Origin of the sequence: Nocardioides aquiterrae, from assembly GCF_039526625.1 — a bacterium.
Classification (GTDB): Bacteria; Actinomycetota; Actinomycetes; order Propionibacteriales; family Nocardioidaceae; genus Nocardioides; species Nocardioides aquiterrae.
In genome coordinates this window covers 52,662-69,677 of the sequence record NZ_BAAAJE010000011.1, presented here as the reverse complement: position 1 = coordinate 69,677, position 17,016 = coordinate 52,662, and the positions used below count along the sequence as shown (strand labels likewise).

15 protein-coding genes are annotated in these 17,016 nt (G+C 72.4%); 2 read left to right on the top strand and 13 right to left on the bottom strand.

The genetic code is table 11. From position 1 onward, the window contains the following. Positions 1 to 59: 59 nt before the first annotated feature. The 7 genes from ABD086_RS12620 to trpC all read right to left on the bottom strand — a co-directional run bounded on the left by ABD086_RS12620 (position 60) and on the right by trpC (position 10,528). Positions 60 to 1,544: a glutamate synthase subunit beta gene (locus tag ABD086_RS12620; RefSeq protein ID WP_343907895.1), complete on the bottom strand. Its 1,485-nt coding sequence runs from the start codon at positions 1,542 to 1,544 to the stop codon at positions 60 to 62. Next, positions 1,537 to 6,099, bottom strand: coding sequence for a glutamate synthase large subunit (gene gltB / locus ABD086_RS12615; protein WP_343907894.1), 4,563 nt, complete (start codon positions 6,097 to 6,099; stop codon positions 1,537 to 1,539). Before gltB ends, ABD086_RS12620 begins: the two co-directional genes overlap by 8 nt. A 108-nt stretch (positions 6,100 to 6,207) precedes the next feature. Beyond that, positions 6,208 to 7,083, bottom strand: coding sequence for a prolipoprotein diacylglyceryl transferase (gene lgt / locus ABD086_RS12610; RefSeq protein WP_343907893.1), 876 nt, complete (start codon positions 7,081 to 7,083; stop codon positions 6,208 to 6,210). A gap of 17 nt (positions 7,084 to 7,100) precedes the next feature. Then, positions 7,101 to 7,706 carry an SCO family protein gene (locus tag ABD086_RS12605; RefSeq protein ID WP_343907892.1) on the bottom strand — a complete coding sequence of 202 codons (606 nt, stop codon included), beginning with the start codon at positions 7,704 to 7,706 and terminating at the stop codon, positions 7,101 to 7,103. Next, on the bottom strand, positions 7,699 to 8,511 hold the full coding sequence (trpA, locus tag ABD086_RS12600) for a tryptophan synthase subunit alpha (RefSeq protein WP_343907891.1): 813 nt from the start codon (positions 8,509 to 8,511) through the stop codon (positions 7,699 to 7,701). The genes ABD086_RS12605 and trpA overlap by 8 nt, the downstream gene beginning before the upstream one ends. Further along, positions 8,508 to 9,734, bottom strand: a complete 1,227-nt coding sequence (gene trpB, locus ABD086_RS12595; RefSeq protein WP_343907890.1) for a tryptophan synthase subunit beta — start codon at positions 9,732 to 9,734, stop codon at positions 8,508 to 8,510. The genes trpA and trpB overlap by 4 nt, the downstream gene beginning before the upstream one ends. Next, positions 9,731 to 10,528 (bottom strand): indole-3-glycerol phosphate synthase TrpC, encoded by a 798-nt coding sequence (trpC, locus tag ABD086_RS12590; protein WP_343907889.1) that lies wholly within the window; start codon positions 10,526 to 10,528, stop codon positions 9,731 to 9,733. Before trpC ends, trpB begins: the two co-directional genes overlap by 4 nt. Positions 10,529 to 10,624: 96 nt before the next feature. Here trpC and ABD086_RS12585 point away from each other — a divergent pair, with 96 nt between their 5' ends. Then, positions 10,625 to 10,957 (top strand): DUF4190 domain-containing protein, encoded by a 333-nt coding sequence (locus ABD086_RS12585; RefSeq protein ID WP_343907888.1) that lies wholly within the window; start codon positions 10,625 to 10,627, stop codon positions 10,955 to 10,957. A gap of 54 nt (positions 10,958 to 11,011) precedes the next feature. Here ABD086_RS12585 and ABD086_RS12580 read toward each other — a convergent pair whose 3' ends face one another. The 6 genes from ABD086_RS12580 to ABD086_RS12555 are packed head-to-tail and all read right to left on the bottom strand — an operon-like array spanning position 11,012 to position 16,201. Continuing rightward, on the bottom strand, positions 11,012 to 11,449 hold the full coding sequence (locus tag ABD086_RS12580) for a DUF2752 domain-containing protein (protein WP_343907887.1): 438 nt from the start codon (positions 11,447 to 11,449) through the stop codon (positions 11,012 to 11,014). Positions 11,450 to 11,453: 4 nt separating this feature from the next. Continuing rightward, complete coding sequence (locus ABD086_RS12575; RefSeq protein WP_343907886.1) at positions 11,454 to 11,654, bottom strand: HGxxPAAW family protein; 201 nt, start codon at positions 11,652 to 11,654, stop codon at positions 11,454 to 11,456. A gap of 54 nt (positions 11,655 to 11,708) precedes the next feature. Beyond that, the gene (locus tag ABD086_RS12570) at positions 11,709 to 12,296 is read right to left on the bottom strand and encodes a Trp biosynthesis-associated membrane protein (RefSeq protein WP_343907885.1); all 588 of its coding nucleotides are present in this window, start codon (positions 12,294 to 12,296) and stop codon (positions 11,709 to 11,711) included. Next, positions 12,289 to 12,633, bottom strand: coding sequence for a phosphoribosyl-AMP cyclohydrolase (gene hisI / locus ABD086_RS12565; RefSeq protein ID WP_343907884.1), 345 nt, complete (start codon positions 12,631 to 12,633; stop codon positions 12,289 to 12,291). Before hisI ends, ABD086_RS12570 begins: the two co-directional genes overlap by 8 nt. Positions 12,634 to 12,656: 23 nt before the next feature. Further along, positions 12,657 to 14,438 (bottom strand): ABC transporter ATP-binding protein, encoded by a 1,782-nt coding sequence (locus tag ABD086_RS12560; protein WP_343907883.1) that lies wholly within the window; start codon positions 14,436 to 14,438, stop codon positions 12,657 to 12,659. Then, positions 14,435 to 16,201 carry an ABC transporter ATP-binding protein gene (locus ABD086_RS12555; protein ID WP_343907882.1) on the bottom strand — a complete coding sequence of 589 codons (1,767 nt, stop codon included), beginning with the start codon at positions 16,199 to 16,201 and terminating at the stop codon, positions 14,435 to 14,437. Before ABD086_RS12555 ends, ABD086_RS12560 begins: the two co-directional genes overlap by 4 nt. A gap of 44 nt (positions 16,202 to 16,245) precedes the next feature. Between ABD086_RS12555 and ABD086_RS12550 the strand changes: the two genes are divergently transcribed. Then, positions 16,246 to 16,878 carry a TIGR03085 family metal-binding protein gene (locus ABD086_RS12550; protein WP_343907881.1) on the top strand — a complete coding sequence of 211 codons (633 nt, stop codon included), beginning with the start codon at positions 16,246 to 16,248 and terminating at the stop codon, positions 16,876 to 16,878. The last annotated feature ends 138 nt before the right edge of the window (positions 16,879 to 17,016 follow it).

Below are 17,016 nucleotides of genomic sequence, written 5' to 3'. Positions count from 1 at the left end.
CTCACCCTACCGTGACTTTGATCGTTAAAAGACCGAACCCCCCGGTAACCGGACCGGCGTCACACCATGAGCGGCCGCTCGGTGGGTGGGATCGGCGCGGGGAGGTTCGTGGATCCGGTGAGGTACCGGTCCACCGCCGCCGCAGCGGCCCGCCCCTCGGCGATCGCCCACACGATCAGCGACTGACCGCGGCCGGCGTCGCCGGCCACGAACACGCCCTCGACCGAGGTCTGGTACGACGCGTCGCGCGCCACGTTGCCGCGCGCGTCGAGATCCACGCCGAGCTGCTCGACCAGGCCCTCCTTGTCGGGACCGGTGAACCCCATGGCGAACAGCACCAGCTCCGCCGGGATCTCCCGCTCGGTGCCCTCGACCTCGACGAACTTCCCGTCCTCCATCCGGACGTCGACCAGGCGCAGCGCCCGGACGTTGCCGTTCTCGTCGCCGAGGAACTCCTGCGTCGACGCGGCGTAGACCCGACTGCCCAGCTCGGTTTCGGCCGCCTCCTCGTGCGCCGAGGAGACCCGGAAGATCATCGGGTAGGTGGGCCACGGCTGGTTGGCCGGCCGGGTCTCCGGCGGCTCCGGCATGATCTCCAGCTGGGTGATCGACGCCGCACCCTGGCGGGTGGACGTGCCGAGGCAGTCGGCGCCGGTGTCGCCGCCGCCGATGATCACGACGTGCTTGCCGGTGGCCGTGATCTGGCCCTCCACCTCCTCGCCGAGCGCCACCCGGTTGGCCTGCGGCAGGAACTCCATCGCCTGGTGGATGCCGCCGAGCTCCCGCCCGGTGATCGGCAGGTCGCGCGCCGCGGTGGCGCCGATCGCGAGGACGACGGCGTCGTACCGCTCCTTGAGCTTCTCGCCGGTGAGCTGGTCGGCGCCGACGTTCACCCCGGCGCGGAAGACCGTGCCCTCGCGCCGCATCTGCTCCAGGCGCTTGTCGAGGTGCTGCTTCTCCATCTTGAACTCGGGGATGCCGTAGCGCAGCAGGCCGCCGACCTTGTCGGCGCGCTCGTAGACCGCGACGGTGTGGCCGGCGCGGGTCAGCTGCTGCGCGGCGGCGAGACCCGCCGGACCGGAGCCGATCACCGCGACGGTGCGGCCCGAGAGCCACTCGGGCGGCTGCGGCCGGACCAGGTTGGAGTCCCACGCCTTGTCGATGATCGAGACCTCGACGTTCTTGATCGTGACCGGGTCCTGGTTGATGCCCAGGACGCAGGCGGTCTCGCAGGGCGCCGGGCAGAGGCGACCGGTGAACTCCGGGAAGTTGTTGGTCGCGTGCAGGCGCTCGATCGCGCCCTCCCAGTCGTCACGCCAGACCAGGTCGTTCCACTCCGGGATGATGTTGCCGAGCGGGCAGCCCTGGTGGCAGAACGGGATGCCGCAGTCCATGCAGCGGCCCGCCTGCTCGGTGATGATCGGGAGCAGGGCTCGCCCGGCGCTGCCGGGGTAGACCTCGTTCCAGTCGTGGACGCGCTCCTCGACCGGACGCCGCTCGGCGACCTCCCGGCCGTGCTTCAGAAAGCCTCTCGGGTCAGCCATGGAGCGCCTCCATCATCGCGTGCGCAGTCTCGGTCTCGTCGAGGCCGTCGGCTTCCGCCTTGGCCTTCGCCTCGAGCGACTTGCGGTAGTCGGTGGGCATGATCTCGGTGAACCTCGTCAGCGAGGTCTCCCAGTCGGCGAGCAGCTCCTCGGCGACCGTGGAGCCGGTCTCCTCGAGGTGTGCCCGCACCAGCTCCTCGAGCTCGGTCGCCGCGTCGCCGGTGACGGGGCCGAGCTCGACCAGCTCGCGGTTGACGCGCTGCTCCTGCAGGTCCAGGACCCACGCGACGCCGCCGGACATGCCGGCCGCGAAGTTGCGGCCGGTCTTCCCGAGGACGACGACGCGCCCGCCGGTCATGTACTCGCAGCCGTGGTCGCCCACGCCCTCGGTCACCGCGCGCACGCCGGAGTTGCGGACGCAGAACCGTTCGCCGACGCCGCCGCGGATGAAGATCTCGCCCGCGGTCGCGCCGTACGCGATCACGTTGCCGGCGATGATCTGCTCGCTCGCCTCGAACGTCGCCGCACGGTCCGGGCGGACCACGATCCGGCCGCCGGACAGGCCCTTGCCGACGTAGTCGTTGGCGTCGCCCTCCAGGCGCAGCGTCATGCCGCGCGGCACGAACGCTCCGAACGACTGGCCGGCCGACCCGGTGAACGTCAGGTCGATGGTGCCGTCGGGCAGGCCCTCGCCGCCGTACCGCTTGGTGACCTCGTGGCCGAGGATCGTGCCCACGGTGCGGTTGACGTTGCGGATCGCGACCTGCGCCCGCACCGGCTCGCCCTTCTCCAGGGCGTCCTGCGCCAGCGGCACGAGGTCAGTCACGTCCAAGGCCTTCGCCAAGCCGTGCTCCTGCGACTTGGTGCACCGCGGGTCCTGCTCGGGGAACGCCGACGGGTCGGGCGCGTGCAGGATCGGGGTCAGGTCGAGCCCGGCCGCCTTCCAGTGGTCGACGGCCTCCCGCGCGTCCAGGCTCGCGACCTGGCCGATCGCCTCCTCCAGGGTGCGGAAGCCGAGCTCGGCGAGCAGCTCGCGCACCTCCTCGGCGATGTACTCGAAGAAGTTCACGACGAACTCCGGCTTGCCGCTGTAGCGCTCGCGGAGCACCGGGTTCTGCGTCGCGACGCCCACGGGGCAGGTGTCGAGGTGGCAGACGCGCATCATGATGCAGCCGGAGACCACCAGCGGGGCCGACGCGAAGCCGTACTCCTCCGCGCCGAGCAGCGCCGCGATCACCACGTCGCGGCCGGTCTTGAGCTGCCCGTCCGTCTGCACGACGATCCGGTCGCGCAGGCCGTTGAGCAGCAGGGTCTGCTGGGTCTCGGCGAGGCCGAGCTCCCAGGGACCGCCCGCGTGCTTGAGCGAGGTGAGCGGCGCCGCGCCGGTGCCGCCGTCGTGGCCGGAGATGAGGACGACGTCCGCGTGCGCCTTGGAGACACCCGCCGCGACCGTGCCGACGCCGACCTCGGAGACCAGCTTCACGTGGACGCGGGCCCGCGGGTTGGCGTTCTTCAGGTCGTGGATCAGCTGCGCCAGGTCCTCGATCGAGTAGATGTCGTGGTGCGGCGGCGGGCTGATCAGCCCCACGCCCGGCGTCGAGTGCCGGGTCTTCGCCACCCACGGGTAGACCTTGTTGCCGGGCAGCTGGCCGCCCTCGCCGGGCTTCGCGCCCTGCGCCATCTTGATCTGGATGTCGTCGGAGTTCGTGAGGTACTCCGCGGTGACGCCGAACCGCCCGGACGCGACCTGCTTGATCGAGCTGCGCCGCTCGGGGTCGTAGAGCCGCTCGGGGTCCTCGCCGCCCTCACCGGTGTTGGACTTCGCGCCCAGCCGGTTCATCGCGATCGCGAGGGTCTCGTGCGCCTCCTGCGAGATCGAGCCGTACGACATCGCGCCGGTCGAGAACCGCTTGACGATCTCCGACACCGGCTCGACCTCGTCGATCGGGATCGGCTGCCGGCCGGCCTCCTCGGCGTTCTTGAGCCGGAACAGGCCGCGCAGCGTCATCAGCCGCTTGGACTGCTCGTCGACACGCGACGTGTACTGCTTGAAGACGTCGTAGCGGCCGTTCCGCGTCGCGTGCTGGAGCCGGAACACCGTCTCGGGGTCGAACAGGTGCGGCTCGGCCTCGCCCGCGACGCTGCGGCGCCACTGGTACTCGCCGCCGATCTCGAGCTCGCGGTGCGCCGGCGAGATGCCGCGCGGCGGGTACGCCGTGGCGTGCCGGCGCGCGACCTCCTCGGCGATCGTGTCGAGCTCGACACCGCCGAGCTTGGAGGTGGTGCCGGTGAAGTACCGGTCGACGAGCGCCTGCGAGAGACCGACCGCCTCGAAGATCTGGGCGCCGGTGTAGGACGCGACCGTGGAGACGCCCATCTTGGACATCACCTTCAGCACGCCCTTGCCGAGCGCCTTGACCAGGTTGGCGACGGCCTTCTCGGCGTCGGCCGTCACGTAGTAGCCCTCGCGGGCCAGGTCCTCGACCGACTCCATCGCCAGGTACGGGTTGACCGCGGCCGCGCCGTACCCGACGAGCAGCGCCACGTGGTGCACCTCGCGGACGTCGCCGGCCTCGACGAGGAGGCCGACCTGGGTGCGGGTCTTCTCCCGGACCAGGTGGTGGTGCACGGCGCCGGTGAGCAGCAGCGACGGGATCGGCGCGAGCTCGGCGGTCGAGTGCCGGTCGGACAGCACGATGATGCGGGCGCCGTCGGCGATCGCCGCCGACACCTCGTGGCAGATCTCCTCGATCCGCTGCGCCATCGCCGCTCCCCCGCCGTCGACGGGGTAGAGCCCGCGCGCGACGTGGGTGATGAAGCCCGGCATGTCGCCGTCCCGGTTGATGTGCCGGATCTTGGCGAGGTCGTCGTTGGAGATCACCGGGAACGGCAGCGTGACCATCCGGCAGGACGCCGGCGCCGGGTCCAGCAGGTTGGACTCCGGGCCGATGGTGCCGGCCAGCGAGGTGACCAGCTCCTCCCGGATCGCGTCCAGCGGCGGGTTGGTGACCTGCGCGAACAGCTGGCTGAAGTAGTCGAACAGCAGCCGCGGCCGCTCGCTCAGCGCCGCGATGGGGGTGTCGGTGCCCATCGAGCCGATCGGCTCGGCGCCGGTGTTCGCCATCGGGGTGAGCAGGACGCGCAGCTCCTCCGCGGTGTAGCCGAACACCTGCTGGCGGCGGGTCACCGAGGCGTGCGTGTGCACGATGTGCTCGCGCTCCGGCACGTCGTCGAGGTGGATGAGGCCTGCGTGCAGCCACTCGTCGTACGGGTGCTCCGCGGCGAGCTCGGCCTTGATCTCCTCGTCCTCGATGATCCGGTGCTCGTCGGTGTCGACGAGGAACATCCGGCCCGGCTGCAGGCGGCCCTTGCGGACCACCTTCTCCGGGGCGATGTCGAGGACGCCGACCTCGGAGGCGAGCACGACCAGGCCGTCGTCGGTCACCCAGTACCGCGAGGGGCGCAGGCCGTTGCGGTCGAGCACCGCGCCGATCTGCGAGCCGTCGGTGAACACGACGCACGCCGGGCCGTCCCACGGCTCCATCAGCGCGGAGTGGAACGCGTAGAACGCGCGGCGCTTGGCGTCCATCTCGGCGTGGTTCTCCCACGCCTCGGGGATCATCATCAGCACCGAGTGCGGCAGCGAGCGGCCGCCCATGTGCAGGAGCTCGAGCACCTCGTCGAACGAGGCGGAGTCGGACGCGCCCGGGGTGCAGATCGGGTAGAGCCGCTCGAGGTCGCCGGGGATCAGGTCGGACTTGAGCAGCGCCTCGCGGGCCCGCATCCAGTTGCGGTTGCCCATCACGGTGTTGATCTCGCCGTTGTGGGCGATGAACCGGAACGGGTGCGCCAGCGGCCAGCTCGGGAACGTGTTGGTCGAGAACCGCGAGTGGACGACGGCCAGCGCCGAGGTCACCCGCTCGTCGAGCAGGTCCGGGAAGAACTTGTCGAGCTGGTCGGTCGTCAGCATGCCCTTGTAGACCAGGGTCCGCGACGACAGCGACGGGAAGTACACGTCGGTCTCGTGCTCGGCGCGCTTGCGCAGGCAGAAGGCCAGCCGCTCCAGCGCCATGCCGGTCACCCGGGATCCCGAGCCCGCCACGAACAGCTGGCTGAACGCCGGCATCACGCCGCGGGCCATGCCGCCGAGCTCGGTCGGGTCGATCGGCACCTCGCGCCAGCCGAGGACCGTGAGGCCCTCCTCTGCGGCGATCTCCTCGATCCGCTGGCGGGTCTTGGCCACCTGCTCGTCGTCGCCGGGCAGGAACGCCGTGCCGACGGCGTACGCGTGCTGCGCCGGGAGGTCGAAGTCGACGACCGCGCGCAGGAACGCGTCCGGCACCTGGAGCAGGATGCCGGCTCCGTCGCCGGTGTTCTGCTCGGCGCCCGCGGCACCGCGGTGGTCGAGGTTCCGCAGGGCGGTGATGCCCTGCTTCACGATGTCGTGGCTGGCGACGCCGGTCAGGGTCGCGACGAACGCCACGCCACACGCATCGTGCTCGTGGCGGGGGTCGTAGAGCCCTTGGGGCGGCGGGAATGCGTGCGAATAGGGCACCGGGCATTCTCCCGTCGTCTCAGCGCCGCGCAGGCCCCACGACGTTGTCGGGGCCGGCGCCGGCGAATCGGCAGTGCATCATGCTGGGTGCAGGGGACGACATTGGCCCTAGCGGGGAGGTGCCAGGCTATCACCCGGCCGGGCTGCCTCCACGTACACGTTCACCTCGCGGCCAGGGTGCCGCCGGGCGCTCCACACGAACCAGGCCAGCCCGACGACGAACATCACGATCGACGTCCACACGTTGAGCCGCAGGCCGGCCACGTCGTGGAGCTCGACGTTGTCGATGCGCAGCATCTCGATCCAGGCGCGACCGGCCGTGTAGACCATGATGTAGAGCGCGAGCACCCGGCCGTGGCCCAGCTGGAACCGGCGGTCCGCCCAGATCAGCACCGCGAACGCAGCCAGGCACCAGAGGCTCTCGTAGAGGAACGTCGGGTGGAACGTCGTCCCGGGCGGGTAGCCCGCGTCCACCGCGGTCCGGTCGCTCACCGACAGGGCCCACGGCAGGTCCGTGGGCTTGCCGAACAGCTCCTGGTTGAACCAGTTCCCCCACCGGCCGAGCGCCTGCGCGACGAGCACGCCGGGCGCGCAGGCGTCCAGGACGGGGAGCAGCTTGATGCCCTTGCGGCGGGCGCCGATGATCAGGCCGACGGCGCCGAGGCCGACCGCACCCCACACCCCGAGGCCGCCGCGCCAGATGTAGAGCGCCTCGATGGGGTGCCGGCCGGCGCCGAAGTAGAGGTCGCTGTCGGTGATCACGTGGTAGAGCCGACCGCCCACCAGTCCGAACGGGACCGCCCAGATCGCGAGGTCCTGGACGTCACCGGCCCGGCCGCCGCGCGCGATCCAGCGCTTCTCGCCGATCCAGATCGCGGCGACGATGCCGAGGATGATCGCGAGCGCGTACCCGCGGATCGGGAGCGGGCCGAGGTACCAGACCCCGTCGGACGGGCTCGGGATCGAGAGGGCGGCGGTCAGCATCGGCGGTCCCCGGTCGGTCAGTCGTTCAGGAGCGTGTGGATGTCGGCGGCGAAGTCCGCCGACGAGGTGTCCTGGGTCCACAGGATCGGCGAGGTGTCGTCGGCGGTGATCCCGGTGACCTGGGTGCTGTGGCTGTTCAGGTCGCGGCCGCCGGTGGGCAGCTTCTCACCGTCGGCGACGTAGACGGCGAGCGGCTTGCCGACCTGGGTGATCGTGTCGAGGTCGCCGGTGAGCCCGATGAACGACCGGTCGAACCGGTCCAGGTAGGCGCGCAGCGCCGCGGGCGTGTCGCGCGTCGGGTCCGTGGTCACGAACACCACGTCCACCCGCTCCCGGTCGGCGTCGTCGAGGCGGGTGATCGCCGAGGTCAGGTTGGACATCACGGTCTGGCAGATGTCCGGGCAGTGCGAGTAGCCGAAGAACACCAGCGTCAGCGGCTTGTCCGTGTCCTTGGTCAGCGAGTACGGCCGGCCGTCGGTGTCCGTCAGCGGCGTGCTGGGCACCCGGTAGGGCTGGTGGGTCTGGCCGGCCCGGTAGCCGTCCTCGCTGGCCTGGCTCGACGAGCAGGCGGCCAGGGAGCCGACCGCGATCACCGAGACGAGCACGGCGAGCGCCCTACGCACCTCGCACACCTCCGGCGAGGTCCTCGGTCAGCGCGGTCAGCGCGCGGAGGCCGGCGGCGCGGTCGTCGGGGTGGTCGAGCAGCACGCGGACGAACGCCGAGCCGACGATCACCCCGTCGGCGTACGCCGCCACCTCGGCCGCCTGCGCCCCGTTGCTGACACCCAGGCCGACCCCGACCGGGAGCCCGCTCTGCTGCGCGGCGACGGCCTGCCGGGCACGCGCGACGAGCGGCTCGGCGAGATCGCTGGTGGTCGTCCGGGCGCCGGTGACGCCCATGACCGCGGTGGCGTAGACGAAGCCCCGGCAGGCGGCGGTCGTCATCGCGATCCGCTCGTCGGTCGAGCTCGGCGCGACGAGGTAGACCTTGTCGAGGTCGTGCTCGTCGGCGGCGCGGCTCCACGCGGGGTCGGCGTCCGGCGTCAGGTCGGGCGTGATCAGCCCGGCGCCCCCGGCGTTCGCGAGGTCGGTGGCGAACCGGGAGACGCCGTAGCGCTCGATCGGGTTCCAGTAGGTCATCACCAGCGTCGGCGTGCCGGTGGCGGCCACGGCCTCGACGGTGCGGAGCACGTCGGCGGTGCGCACGCCGCCGTCCAGGGCCTGCTGCGCGGCGGCCTGGATGGTCGGCCCGTCCATGACCGGGTCGCTGTAGGGCAGCCCGATCTCGATCACGTCGCAGCCGGCGTCGACCATCGCGCGCAGCGCGTCGATCCCGCCCTGCACGTCGGGGAAGCCGGCCGGCAGGTAGCCGACCAGCGCGGCGCGGCCGTCGGCCTTCGCCCGGTCGAACGCGAGGCGGGCGCTCACTCGGGGTCTCCCGTCTCGGCGTCCGCCCGGCCGAGCCCGAAGTACTCCAGCGCGGTGCCCATGTCCTTGTCGCCGCGGCCGGAGAGGTTGACCAGGATCGTCTGGCCCGGGCGCTCCTCGGCCAGCCGCAGGGCGCCGGCGAGCGCGTGCGCGGACTCGATGGCCGGGATGATGCCCTCGGTGCGGGCCAGCAGCGACATCGCGGCCATCGCCTCCTCGTCGGTCACGGGCTGGTACGACGCGCGCCCGATGTGCGCGAGGTGGGCGTGCTGAGGGCCGACGCCGGGGTAGTCCAGCCCGGCGGAGATCGAGTGCGACTCGATGGTCTGGCCGTCCTCGTCCTGCAGGACGTAGGTGCGCGCGCCGTGCAGCACCCCGCGGTCGCCGGCGTAGATCGTCGCCGCGTGCCGGCCGGTCTCGTAGCCCTCTCCCCCGGCCTCGAAGCCGTAGATGGCGACCTCCTCGTCGTCGAGGAACGCGGTGAACAGCCCGATCGCGTTGGAGCCGCCGCCCACGCAGGCCGCGATCGCGTCCGGCAGCTCGCCGTACTGGTCGAGGCACTGGGCGCGCGCCTCGTCGCCGATGCCGCGGCAGAACTCGCGGACCATGCTCGGGAACGGGTGCGGACCGGCGGCCGTGCCGAACAGGTAGGCCGTGTGGTCGACGCTCGCCACCCAGTCGCGCAGCGCCTCGTTGATGGCGTCCTTGAGCGTCGCGCTGCCGGAGTCCACCGCGACGACCTTGGCGCCGAGCAGGTTCATCCGCGCGACGTTGAGGGCCTGGCGCTTGGTGTCGACCGAACCCATGTAGACCGTGCAGTCGAGGCCGAAGTACGCCGCGGCGGTGGCGCTCGCGACCCCGTGCTGGCCGGCGCCGGTCTCGGCGATCACGCGGGTCTTGCCCATCCGCTTCGTGAGCAGCGCCTGGCCGAGGACGTTGCGGATCTTGTGCGCGCCCGTGTGGAGCAGGTCCTCGCGCTTGAGCAGGATCCGCGCGCCGGCCCGCTGGCTGAGCCGCTCCGCGTAGTAGAGCGGGCTCGGCACGCCGGCGTACTCGCGCAGGACCGCCTCGAACTCGGCGACGAAGGCCGGGTCGGCCATCGCGTCGTGCCAGGCGGCGGTGAGCTCGTCCAGGGCGGCGACCAGGGCCTCGGGCATGAACCGCCCGCCGAACCCGTCCTGCGGGTCGCCGAACCACCCCCGCTCGTCAGCCTCGAAACTCATGCCGTCACTCCCGTCATGCTCGCGACCGCCGCCTCGGGGTCGCCGTCCTTGACCAGCGCCTCGCCGACCAGCACGGCGCGGGCGCCCTGGCGCACGAACCGCTGCACGTCGGCGGCGCTGAAGATCCCGCTCTCCGCGACCAGCACGCGGTCGTCCGCCCCTCCGGTCGAGCAGAGCAGCGGCGCGAGCCGGCCGAACGTGTCCTCGTGGATCGCGAGCGTCTTGAGGTTGCGGGCGTTGACGCCGACCAGCTCGGCGCCGAGGTCGACCGCCCGCTCGGTCTCCGCCTCGTCGTGGACCTCGACCAGCACCGTGAGCCCGAGCTCGCGCGCCTCGTCGTGCAGCCGGCGCAGCGTGTCGTCGTCGAGCGCGGCCACGATGAGCAGCGCCAGGTCGGCGCCGGCGGCGCGCGCCTCGACCAGTTGGTACGTCGTGACGATGAAGTCCTTGCGCAGCACGGGCACGTCGACCGCGGCGCGGACGGCGCGCAGGTCGTCGAGGCTGCCGCCGAACCGGCGACGCTCGGTCAGCACGCTGATGGCGGCGGCCCCGCCGGCGGCGTACCGCCGGGCCAGCTCGGCCGGATCCGGGATGTCGGCGAGGTCCCCCTTGCTGGGGCTGCGCCGCTTGACCTCGGCGATCACGCTGGATCCGGGCGCGCGGAAGTGCGGCATCGGGTCGCGCGGCGGGTCGACGTCGGCCAGGGCGGCGCGGAGGTCGACCAGGCTGGTCGCGGACTCCCTCTCGGCGAGGTCGACACGCACACCGGCCACGATCTCGTCGAGCACGGACATGGCACCCAGTGTTTCACGCTGTTTCCAGGCGTCTCGCATGGGTAGTGTCCGGCGCAACGGCCGGCAGACGGACGGCCTCGACGAAGGGTTCCACCTGTGAGCTACTCCGAACCGCCTCCCCCGCCGCCGCAGTACGGCGCGCCGCAGCCGCCGGCCGGCGGTGCCCCGGTGGGCACCTCCGGCATGGCGATCGCCAGCCTCGTGCTGGGCATCCTCGGCATCCTGTCCTGTGGCTGCCTGGTCTTCTCGATCCTCGCGATCGTCTTCAGCCGGATCTCCAACAAGGACATCGCGGCCGGCACGAAGTCCGGCGCCGGCATGGCCAAGGCCGGGTTCATCCTGGGCGTCGTGGGCGTCGCCCTCGGCATCATCTACTGGATCATCGTGATCGTCAGCGGCAACGTGAACTGGACGACCAGCAGCAGCTGAGTCGCCGGTGACAGCGCGGGAGGGGTCGGGCCGTCGGCCCGGCCCCTTCGTGCGTCAGGGGGCCAGCCAGCTCCCCGGCAGGTTCCTGAGGACGGTGAAGAGCAGGATCACGGCGAAGCCGGCGTACACGGCCGTCGGCGTCAGCCAGGACGGCGACTCGCGGCGGGTGCCGCGCCAGCGGTCCCACGCCCAGCGCCCCAGCAGGTAGACCACGAACGGCAGCAGCACGACGAAGAGCAGGTTGCTCGACGCGGCCGCCGCGACGTCGCCGTGGGTGAGGTCGTTGACGGCGCGCAGGCCGCCGCAGCCGGGGCAGTAGACGCCGAGCGCGGCGCTCGGGCACAACCCCCAGGACGCGTGCTGGTGCGGGTCGCGCACGTGCAGCGCGACGGTGAGGAGCGCGAGCCCACCGATCGTCACCGCCGGCGCGACCATCCGCCGCCGGCGGGCGGGCGTGACCTCCGACGCGGGCGTCGTGGTCACGGCGGTCATGGGATCAGTGGCCGGACTCGTGGAAGCCCAGCTTGGCCATCACGGCGAAGATCACCAGGGACGCGACGCCGAGGGCGACGCCGACCCAGAAGATCGTCATGCTGACCGGGTCGAGGAGCAGCCCGACGGCGCCGACCACGAAGCCGAGCATGGCGACCGTGACGGCCGTCCAGGCGGCGGGGGTGTTGCCGTGGTTGTCAGACATGCGAGGGCTCCTCCGGGGGCGATCCTGTGCCGTGCAAGGTGGTGCGGGGACAGTCTATTCAGGATGCTCGGGGTCACGCGCCGTCGGGTCGCGCCCCTCGTCCATCGCCTTCCAGAGGTCGAGGCTGCTCTGCTCCTCCGGCGCCTTCTCCGGTACGGCCGCGGCGCCCGGGGCGTCGTAGCGGCTACCCATCTCCGGCCAGGCGGGCGCGAGCAGGATCGCCGCGGCGCACGCAGCCAGCGAGACCAGCGCGCCGAGCAGGGCCAGGGCGTACCAGGGGGTCGCGCTCACGCTCGATCCCCGGACCCCGACGGCGGCCACCTCGTCGGCGAGCCGGTCGGAGACCTGGGACCACCCGAGCAGCACCGTGGCCAGGGCACCGGCGGAGGCGACCGCGCCGAGGAGCGCGGTCGCCCGCCGGACCCAGCCGCGGGTGACGAGCACGACTCCCCAGCAGGCCAGCACGACCAGGCCCAGGGCGGCGACGAGCGGCAGGTGGGCGTCGTAGGTGACCAGCGGGCTCGCCGGGTCGGCCGCCATCACCGGCTTGGTACCGGCGACGGCGGTCAGACCGCCGAAGACCAGGCCGGCCAGGACGACCGGGCCGAAGGTGCGGCGCCGCCGCCCGGCCGGCTCAGGCATCGGTGAGCAGGTCGGCGTCGAAGCAGGTGCGGTCGCCGGTGTGGCAGGCGACGCCGACCTGGTCGACCTTGACCAGCAGGGTGTCGCCGTCGCAGTCGAGGCGGACCTCCTTCACCCACTGCAGGTGCCCGGAGGTGTCGCCCTTGACCCAGTACTCCTGGCGAGAGCGGCTCCAGTACGTCGCCCGCCCGGTGGTGAGCGTGCGTGCGAGCGCCTCGTCGTCCATCCAGCCCAGCATCAGCACCTCGCCGGTGTCGTGCTGCTGCACGACGGCGGGCACGAGGCCCTCGGCGGTGCGCTTGAGCCGGTCCGCGATCGCGGGGTCGAGTGAGGTCACGAGCCCATTGTCGCAACTGGGTCTCAACTGGCCTGCTGGGCCACCCAGGAGGCGTGCAGCCCGGCGTAGACCGAGCCCTCCTGCCGGACCAGGACCGCGTGCGGCCCGCGCTGCACGACCCGGCCGCGGTCGACGACGACGACCTCGTCGGCGGCCTCGGCGGTGCTGAGCCGGTGCGCGATCGTCACCGACGTCCGGCCGCGCATCAGCCGCTCGAGCGCGCGCCCGATCCGCATCTCCAGCGCGGGGTCGACCGCGCTGGTCGCCTCGTCGAGCACCAGCAGGTCGGGGTCGGCGAGCTGCGCGCGCCAGAGCGCGACCAGCTGCCGCTCCCCCGCCGACATCGACTCGCCGCGCTGGCCGACCCGGGTCGCGATGCCGTTCGGCAGGCCGGCGAGCCAGTCGCCGAGGCCGAGGGAGTCCGCCGCCGCGACGATCTCCTCGTCGGTGGCGTCGAGCCGGCCGTACCGGACGTTCGCGGCGATGGTGTCGTCGAAGAGGAAGCCCTCCTGCGGCACCAGCACGACGCTGCGGCGCAGGGACTCCTGGGCGATGTCGCGCACGTCGATGCCGTCGAGCAGCACGGCGCCCTCGGTCGGGTCCATCAACCGGGTCAGCAGCTTGGCGATCGTCGACTTGCCCGAGCCGGTCTCGCCGACCACGGCGACACGGGTGCCGGCCGCGATCTCGAGGTCGATGTCGCGGAGCACCGGCGGGCCGCCGGGGTAGGCGAACATGACGTCCCGGAACCGCACGTCGACCGGCTCGTGCGGCAGCGTCGAGCCGTCCGGGCCGGGGTCGACCAGGTCGGCGGGCGTCTCGAGGATGCCGATCACCCGGCGCCAGGAGGCGATCGCGTTCTGCGCGTCGGTGAGGATCTGGGTGCCCATCTGCACCGGCCCGACGAACAGCGAGACCAGGAACGCGAAGGCGAGCACGGTGCCGGCCGTGATGTCGCCGGCGAACCCGAGCCAGATGCCGACGATCAGCACGCCGGCGTTGGCCAGGCCCGCGGACACGCCGCCGAGCGAGAACGAGAACGCCGTGAAGCCCTGGGCCCGGGTGCTGGCGGCCTTGTACTCGTCGATCGCGTGGTCGATGCGCTCCTGGGTGCGGTCCTCGACGGCGTACGACCGCACGACGGCCGCGCCCACCACCGGCTCGGAGATCGCGGAGAGCATCACGCCCACCTGCTGGCGGACCGTGCCGTACGCCGCGGAGAGCTTGCGCTGGAAGAAGCGCAGCGAGAGGAAGAGCGGCGCGAAGCAGACCCACACGACGAGCGCGAGCTGCCAGCTGTAGATCACCATCACGACGGTCGCGACGAGCACCTGGCCGATGCTCACCACGAACAGCAGGCCACCGAACACGAGGAACTGGCTGACCTGGTCGACGTCGCTGGTGACCCGGGAGACGAGCGCCCCGCGGCGCTCGGTGTTCTGGGTGAGCAGCGGCAGGTCGTGGACGTGGCGGAACGCCTTGATGCGCAGCGTCGCGAGCCCGCGCTCGGAGGAGGTGAACAGCCGCGCCGTCATCAGGTACGACGCGCAGCTGGTCACCACGAGCGCGGCCGCGGCGGCGATCCCCATCTCGACGGTGAACGCGACGTCGGGCCCGTGGGGGCCGTTGAGGCCGTGGTCGATGGTCTTCTGCACGGCGATGGGGATCACCACCTGCCCGAGCGACGCGACCACGGCGAGGACGAGGGTCCAGCCGATGCCGTCCTTGAGCTCGGGTGAGAAGTGCACCCCGCGGCGGAGCGTCGCGATCGCGCCGATCTCCTCGCCGGACTCCACGGCGCTCATTCGGCCGCCTGCAGCTCGTAGGCGTTGACCAGGTGGGCGTAGGCCGGGCTGCGCTCGAGCAGCTCGGCGTGCGTGCCGCGGTCGGCGACGCGCCCGTCCTGCAGGTGCACGACCTCGTCGGCGAGCGAGATCGTCGCCTTGCGGTAGGCGACCACCACCAGCGTCGCGTCGCTCGTGCCCGACCGCAGCGCCTCCAGGATGCGCGCCTCGACCTCGGGGTCGACCGCGGACGTCGCGTCGTCGAGGATGAGCAGCCGCGGCCGGCGCACCAGCGCACGGGCCAGCGAGATCCGCTGTCGCTGCCCGCCGGACAGCGAGGTGCCGCGCTCCCCGAGCCGGGTGTCGAGGCCGTGCGGCAGCGCCGCGACGAAGCCGTCGGCCTGCGCGGCGCGCAGCGCCGCCCAGACCTCGTCGTCGCTGACGTCGGCGCCCAGCGTGACGTTGCCGCGCACGGTGTCGTCGAAGAGGAACGCGGTCTGCGCGACCACCGAGACCACTCCGGCGAGCTCACCCCTGCCGAGGTCGCGCAGGTCGGTGCCGTCGAGGAGGATCCGGCCCTCGTCGGGGTCGATGAGCCGGGTCATCAGGCTGGTGAGCGTGCTCTTGCCGGACGCCGTGGCGCCGACCAGCGCCACGGTCCGGCCGGGCTCGACGGTGAACGTGACGTCGTCGAGCAGGTGCTGGTCGGGGTCGTAGCGGTACGCCAGGTGCTCGACCTCGAGGCGGGCGCCGGCGTCGGTGCGGGCGGCCGCCCGGTCGCCGTACCGCATCTCGCCGCGGGCGCGCAGCACGCTCCGGACCCGGTGGAAGCCGACGACGCTGCGGGGGAACTCCCCCAGCAGCCAGCCGATCGAGCGGATCGGGAAGGACACGATCGTCAGCAGGTACGCGACGGTGACGACGTCGCCGGGGTCGGTGGCGCCGCTCAGCACCCGGGCCACGCCCACGGCGAGGACGACGAGGACCCCGAGGTTCGGGAGCGCCGCCAGCGTCGGGTCGAACGCCGCGCGGATCCGGCCCGCCCGGATGTTGACGTCGCGGAGCCGGTTCGCGATCTCGGCGAACCGCGCGGTCTCCTCGCGCTCGCGGCCGAGCGTCTTGACGACCATCGCACCGTCGAACGACTCGTGGGCGACCTCGCTGAGCTCGGCGCGCAGCTGCTGGGCCTTGGTCATCAGCGGCGAGGAGTAGTGCTGGTAGACCAGGTTGGCGACCACGACCGCCGGGAAGACCAGCAGGCCGACCAGCGCCAACACCACGTCGGCGAGGAACATCTGCACGACCGCGATCACCATCATCGCCACGGTGCCGACCGCCATGGGCAGGGGCGCGATCGGCCCCCAGGCGGCCTCGACGTCGGAGTTGGCGTTGGAGAGCAGCTGCCCGGTCGGGTGGCGCTGGTGCCACTCCATCGGGAGCGAGAGGTACTGCCGGGTCACCGCGCGGCGGCTGTGCGCCTGCATGCGGTACTGCATGACGCCGGCGCCGAGCCGGCGCGCGACGATCCCGACGGCGCGCAGGATCGCGACGCCCAGGAACAGCGCGAGCACCGCCCACAGCAGCGAGCCGTCGATCTCGCCGTTCTCGAAGGCGGGCAGCACGGCGTGGTCGGTCGCCCAGCCGAGCACCCACGCGTCGGCGACGGTCAGCGCGCCGAACAGCAGGCTGCCGATCGTGGACAGCGTGAAGATCACCGGTTCCCGGCGGATCGCCACCCCGAGTACGGCGAAGCCCTCCGCCGTGGTCCCCCGCCTGCTCGCCACCTGGCCACCTTCCTGTTCGCCGGCCCAACCGTATCGTCGGACCCATGACGGCCTACCTCGCGCTCCGGGAGCGCCACGAGCTCTGCGACCTCGCGCTCGTCGTGGGGCCGGACGCGCCCACGCTGTGCGAGGGCTGGGACGCCCAGGACCTCGTCTCGCACCTGCTGGTCCGCGAGCGCAACCCGGTCTCCTCGCTCGGCAACGTGGTGCCGCAGCTGGCCGGGCTCACCGAGCGCGCCATGGCGCACCGGCGGGCGAAGCCGTTCGAGGTGCAGGTCGAGACGCTCCGCTCGCCGGCGCCCGTGCTGCGGGTCCTCTCGCCGCTGGACCGGCTCATCAACACCTTCGAGCTGGTCGTCCACCACGAGGACCTGCGCCGCGGGCAGCCCGACTGGTCGCCTCGGGACCTGCCCGCCGCCGACCTCGACCTGCTCTGGTCCCAGCTGAGCCGTGGCGGCTCGTTCTTCGGCCGCAAGCTGCCGGCGCCGACCGTGCTGCGGCGCTCCGACACGGGCGCCACCGCGGTCCTGCGGAAGGGCGCCGACCCGGTGACCGTGACCGGCCCGGTCGTCGAGCTGGTGCTGTTCCTCTTCGGCCGTACGGCGGTGCGGGACCTGGCGTTCGAGGGGCCGGGCGACCGGATCGCGGCGCTGCGGGGCGCCGACCTCAGCACCTGACCTCATCCGGACGGGTGCTCCTCGGCAACTGTTGCCATCCCAGCGCCCGCGATTTCGTCGAACCTTTTTCTCAGCATCACTCCGCGACCCGGGGGCGCTGCCTAGGCTGAGCGCACTTTCCGGGGGTGCTGCTCCCGG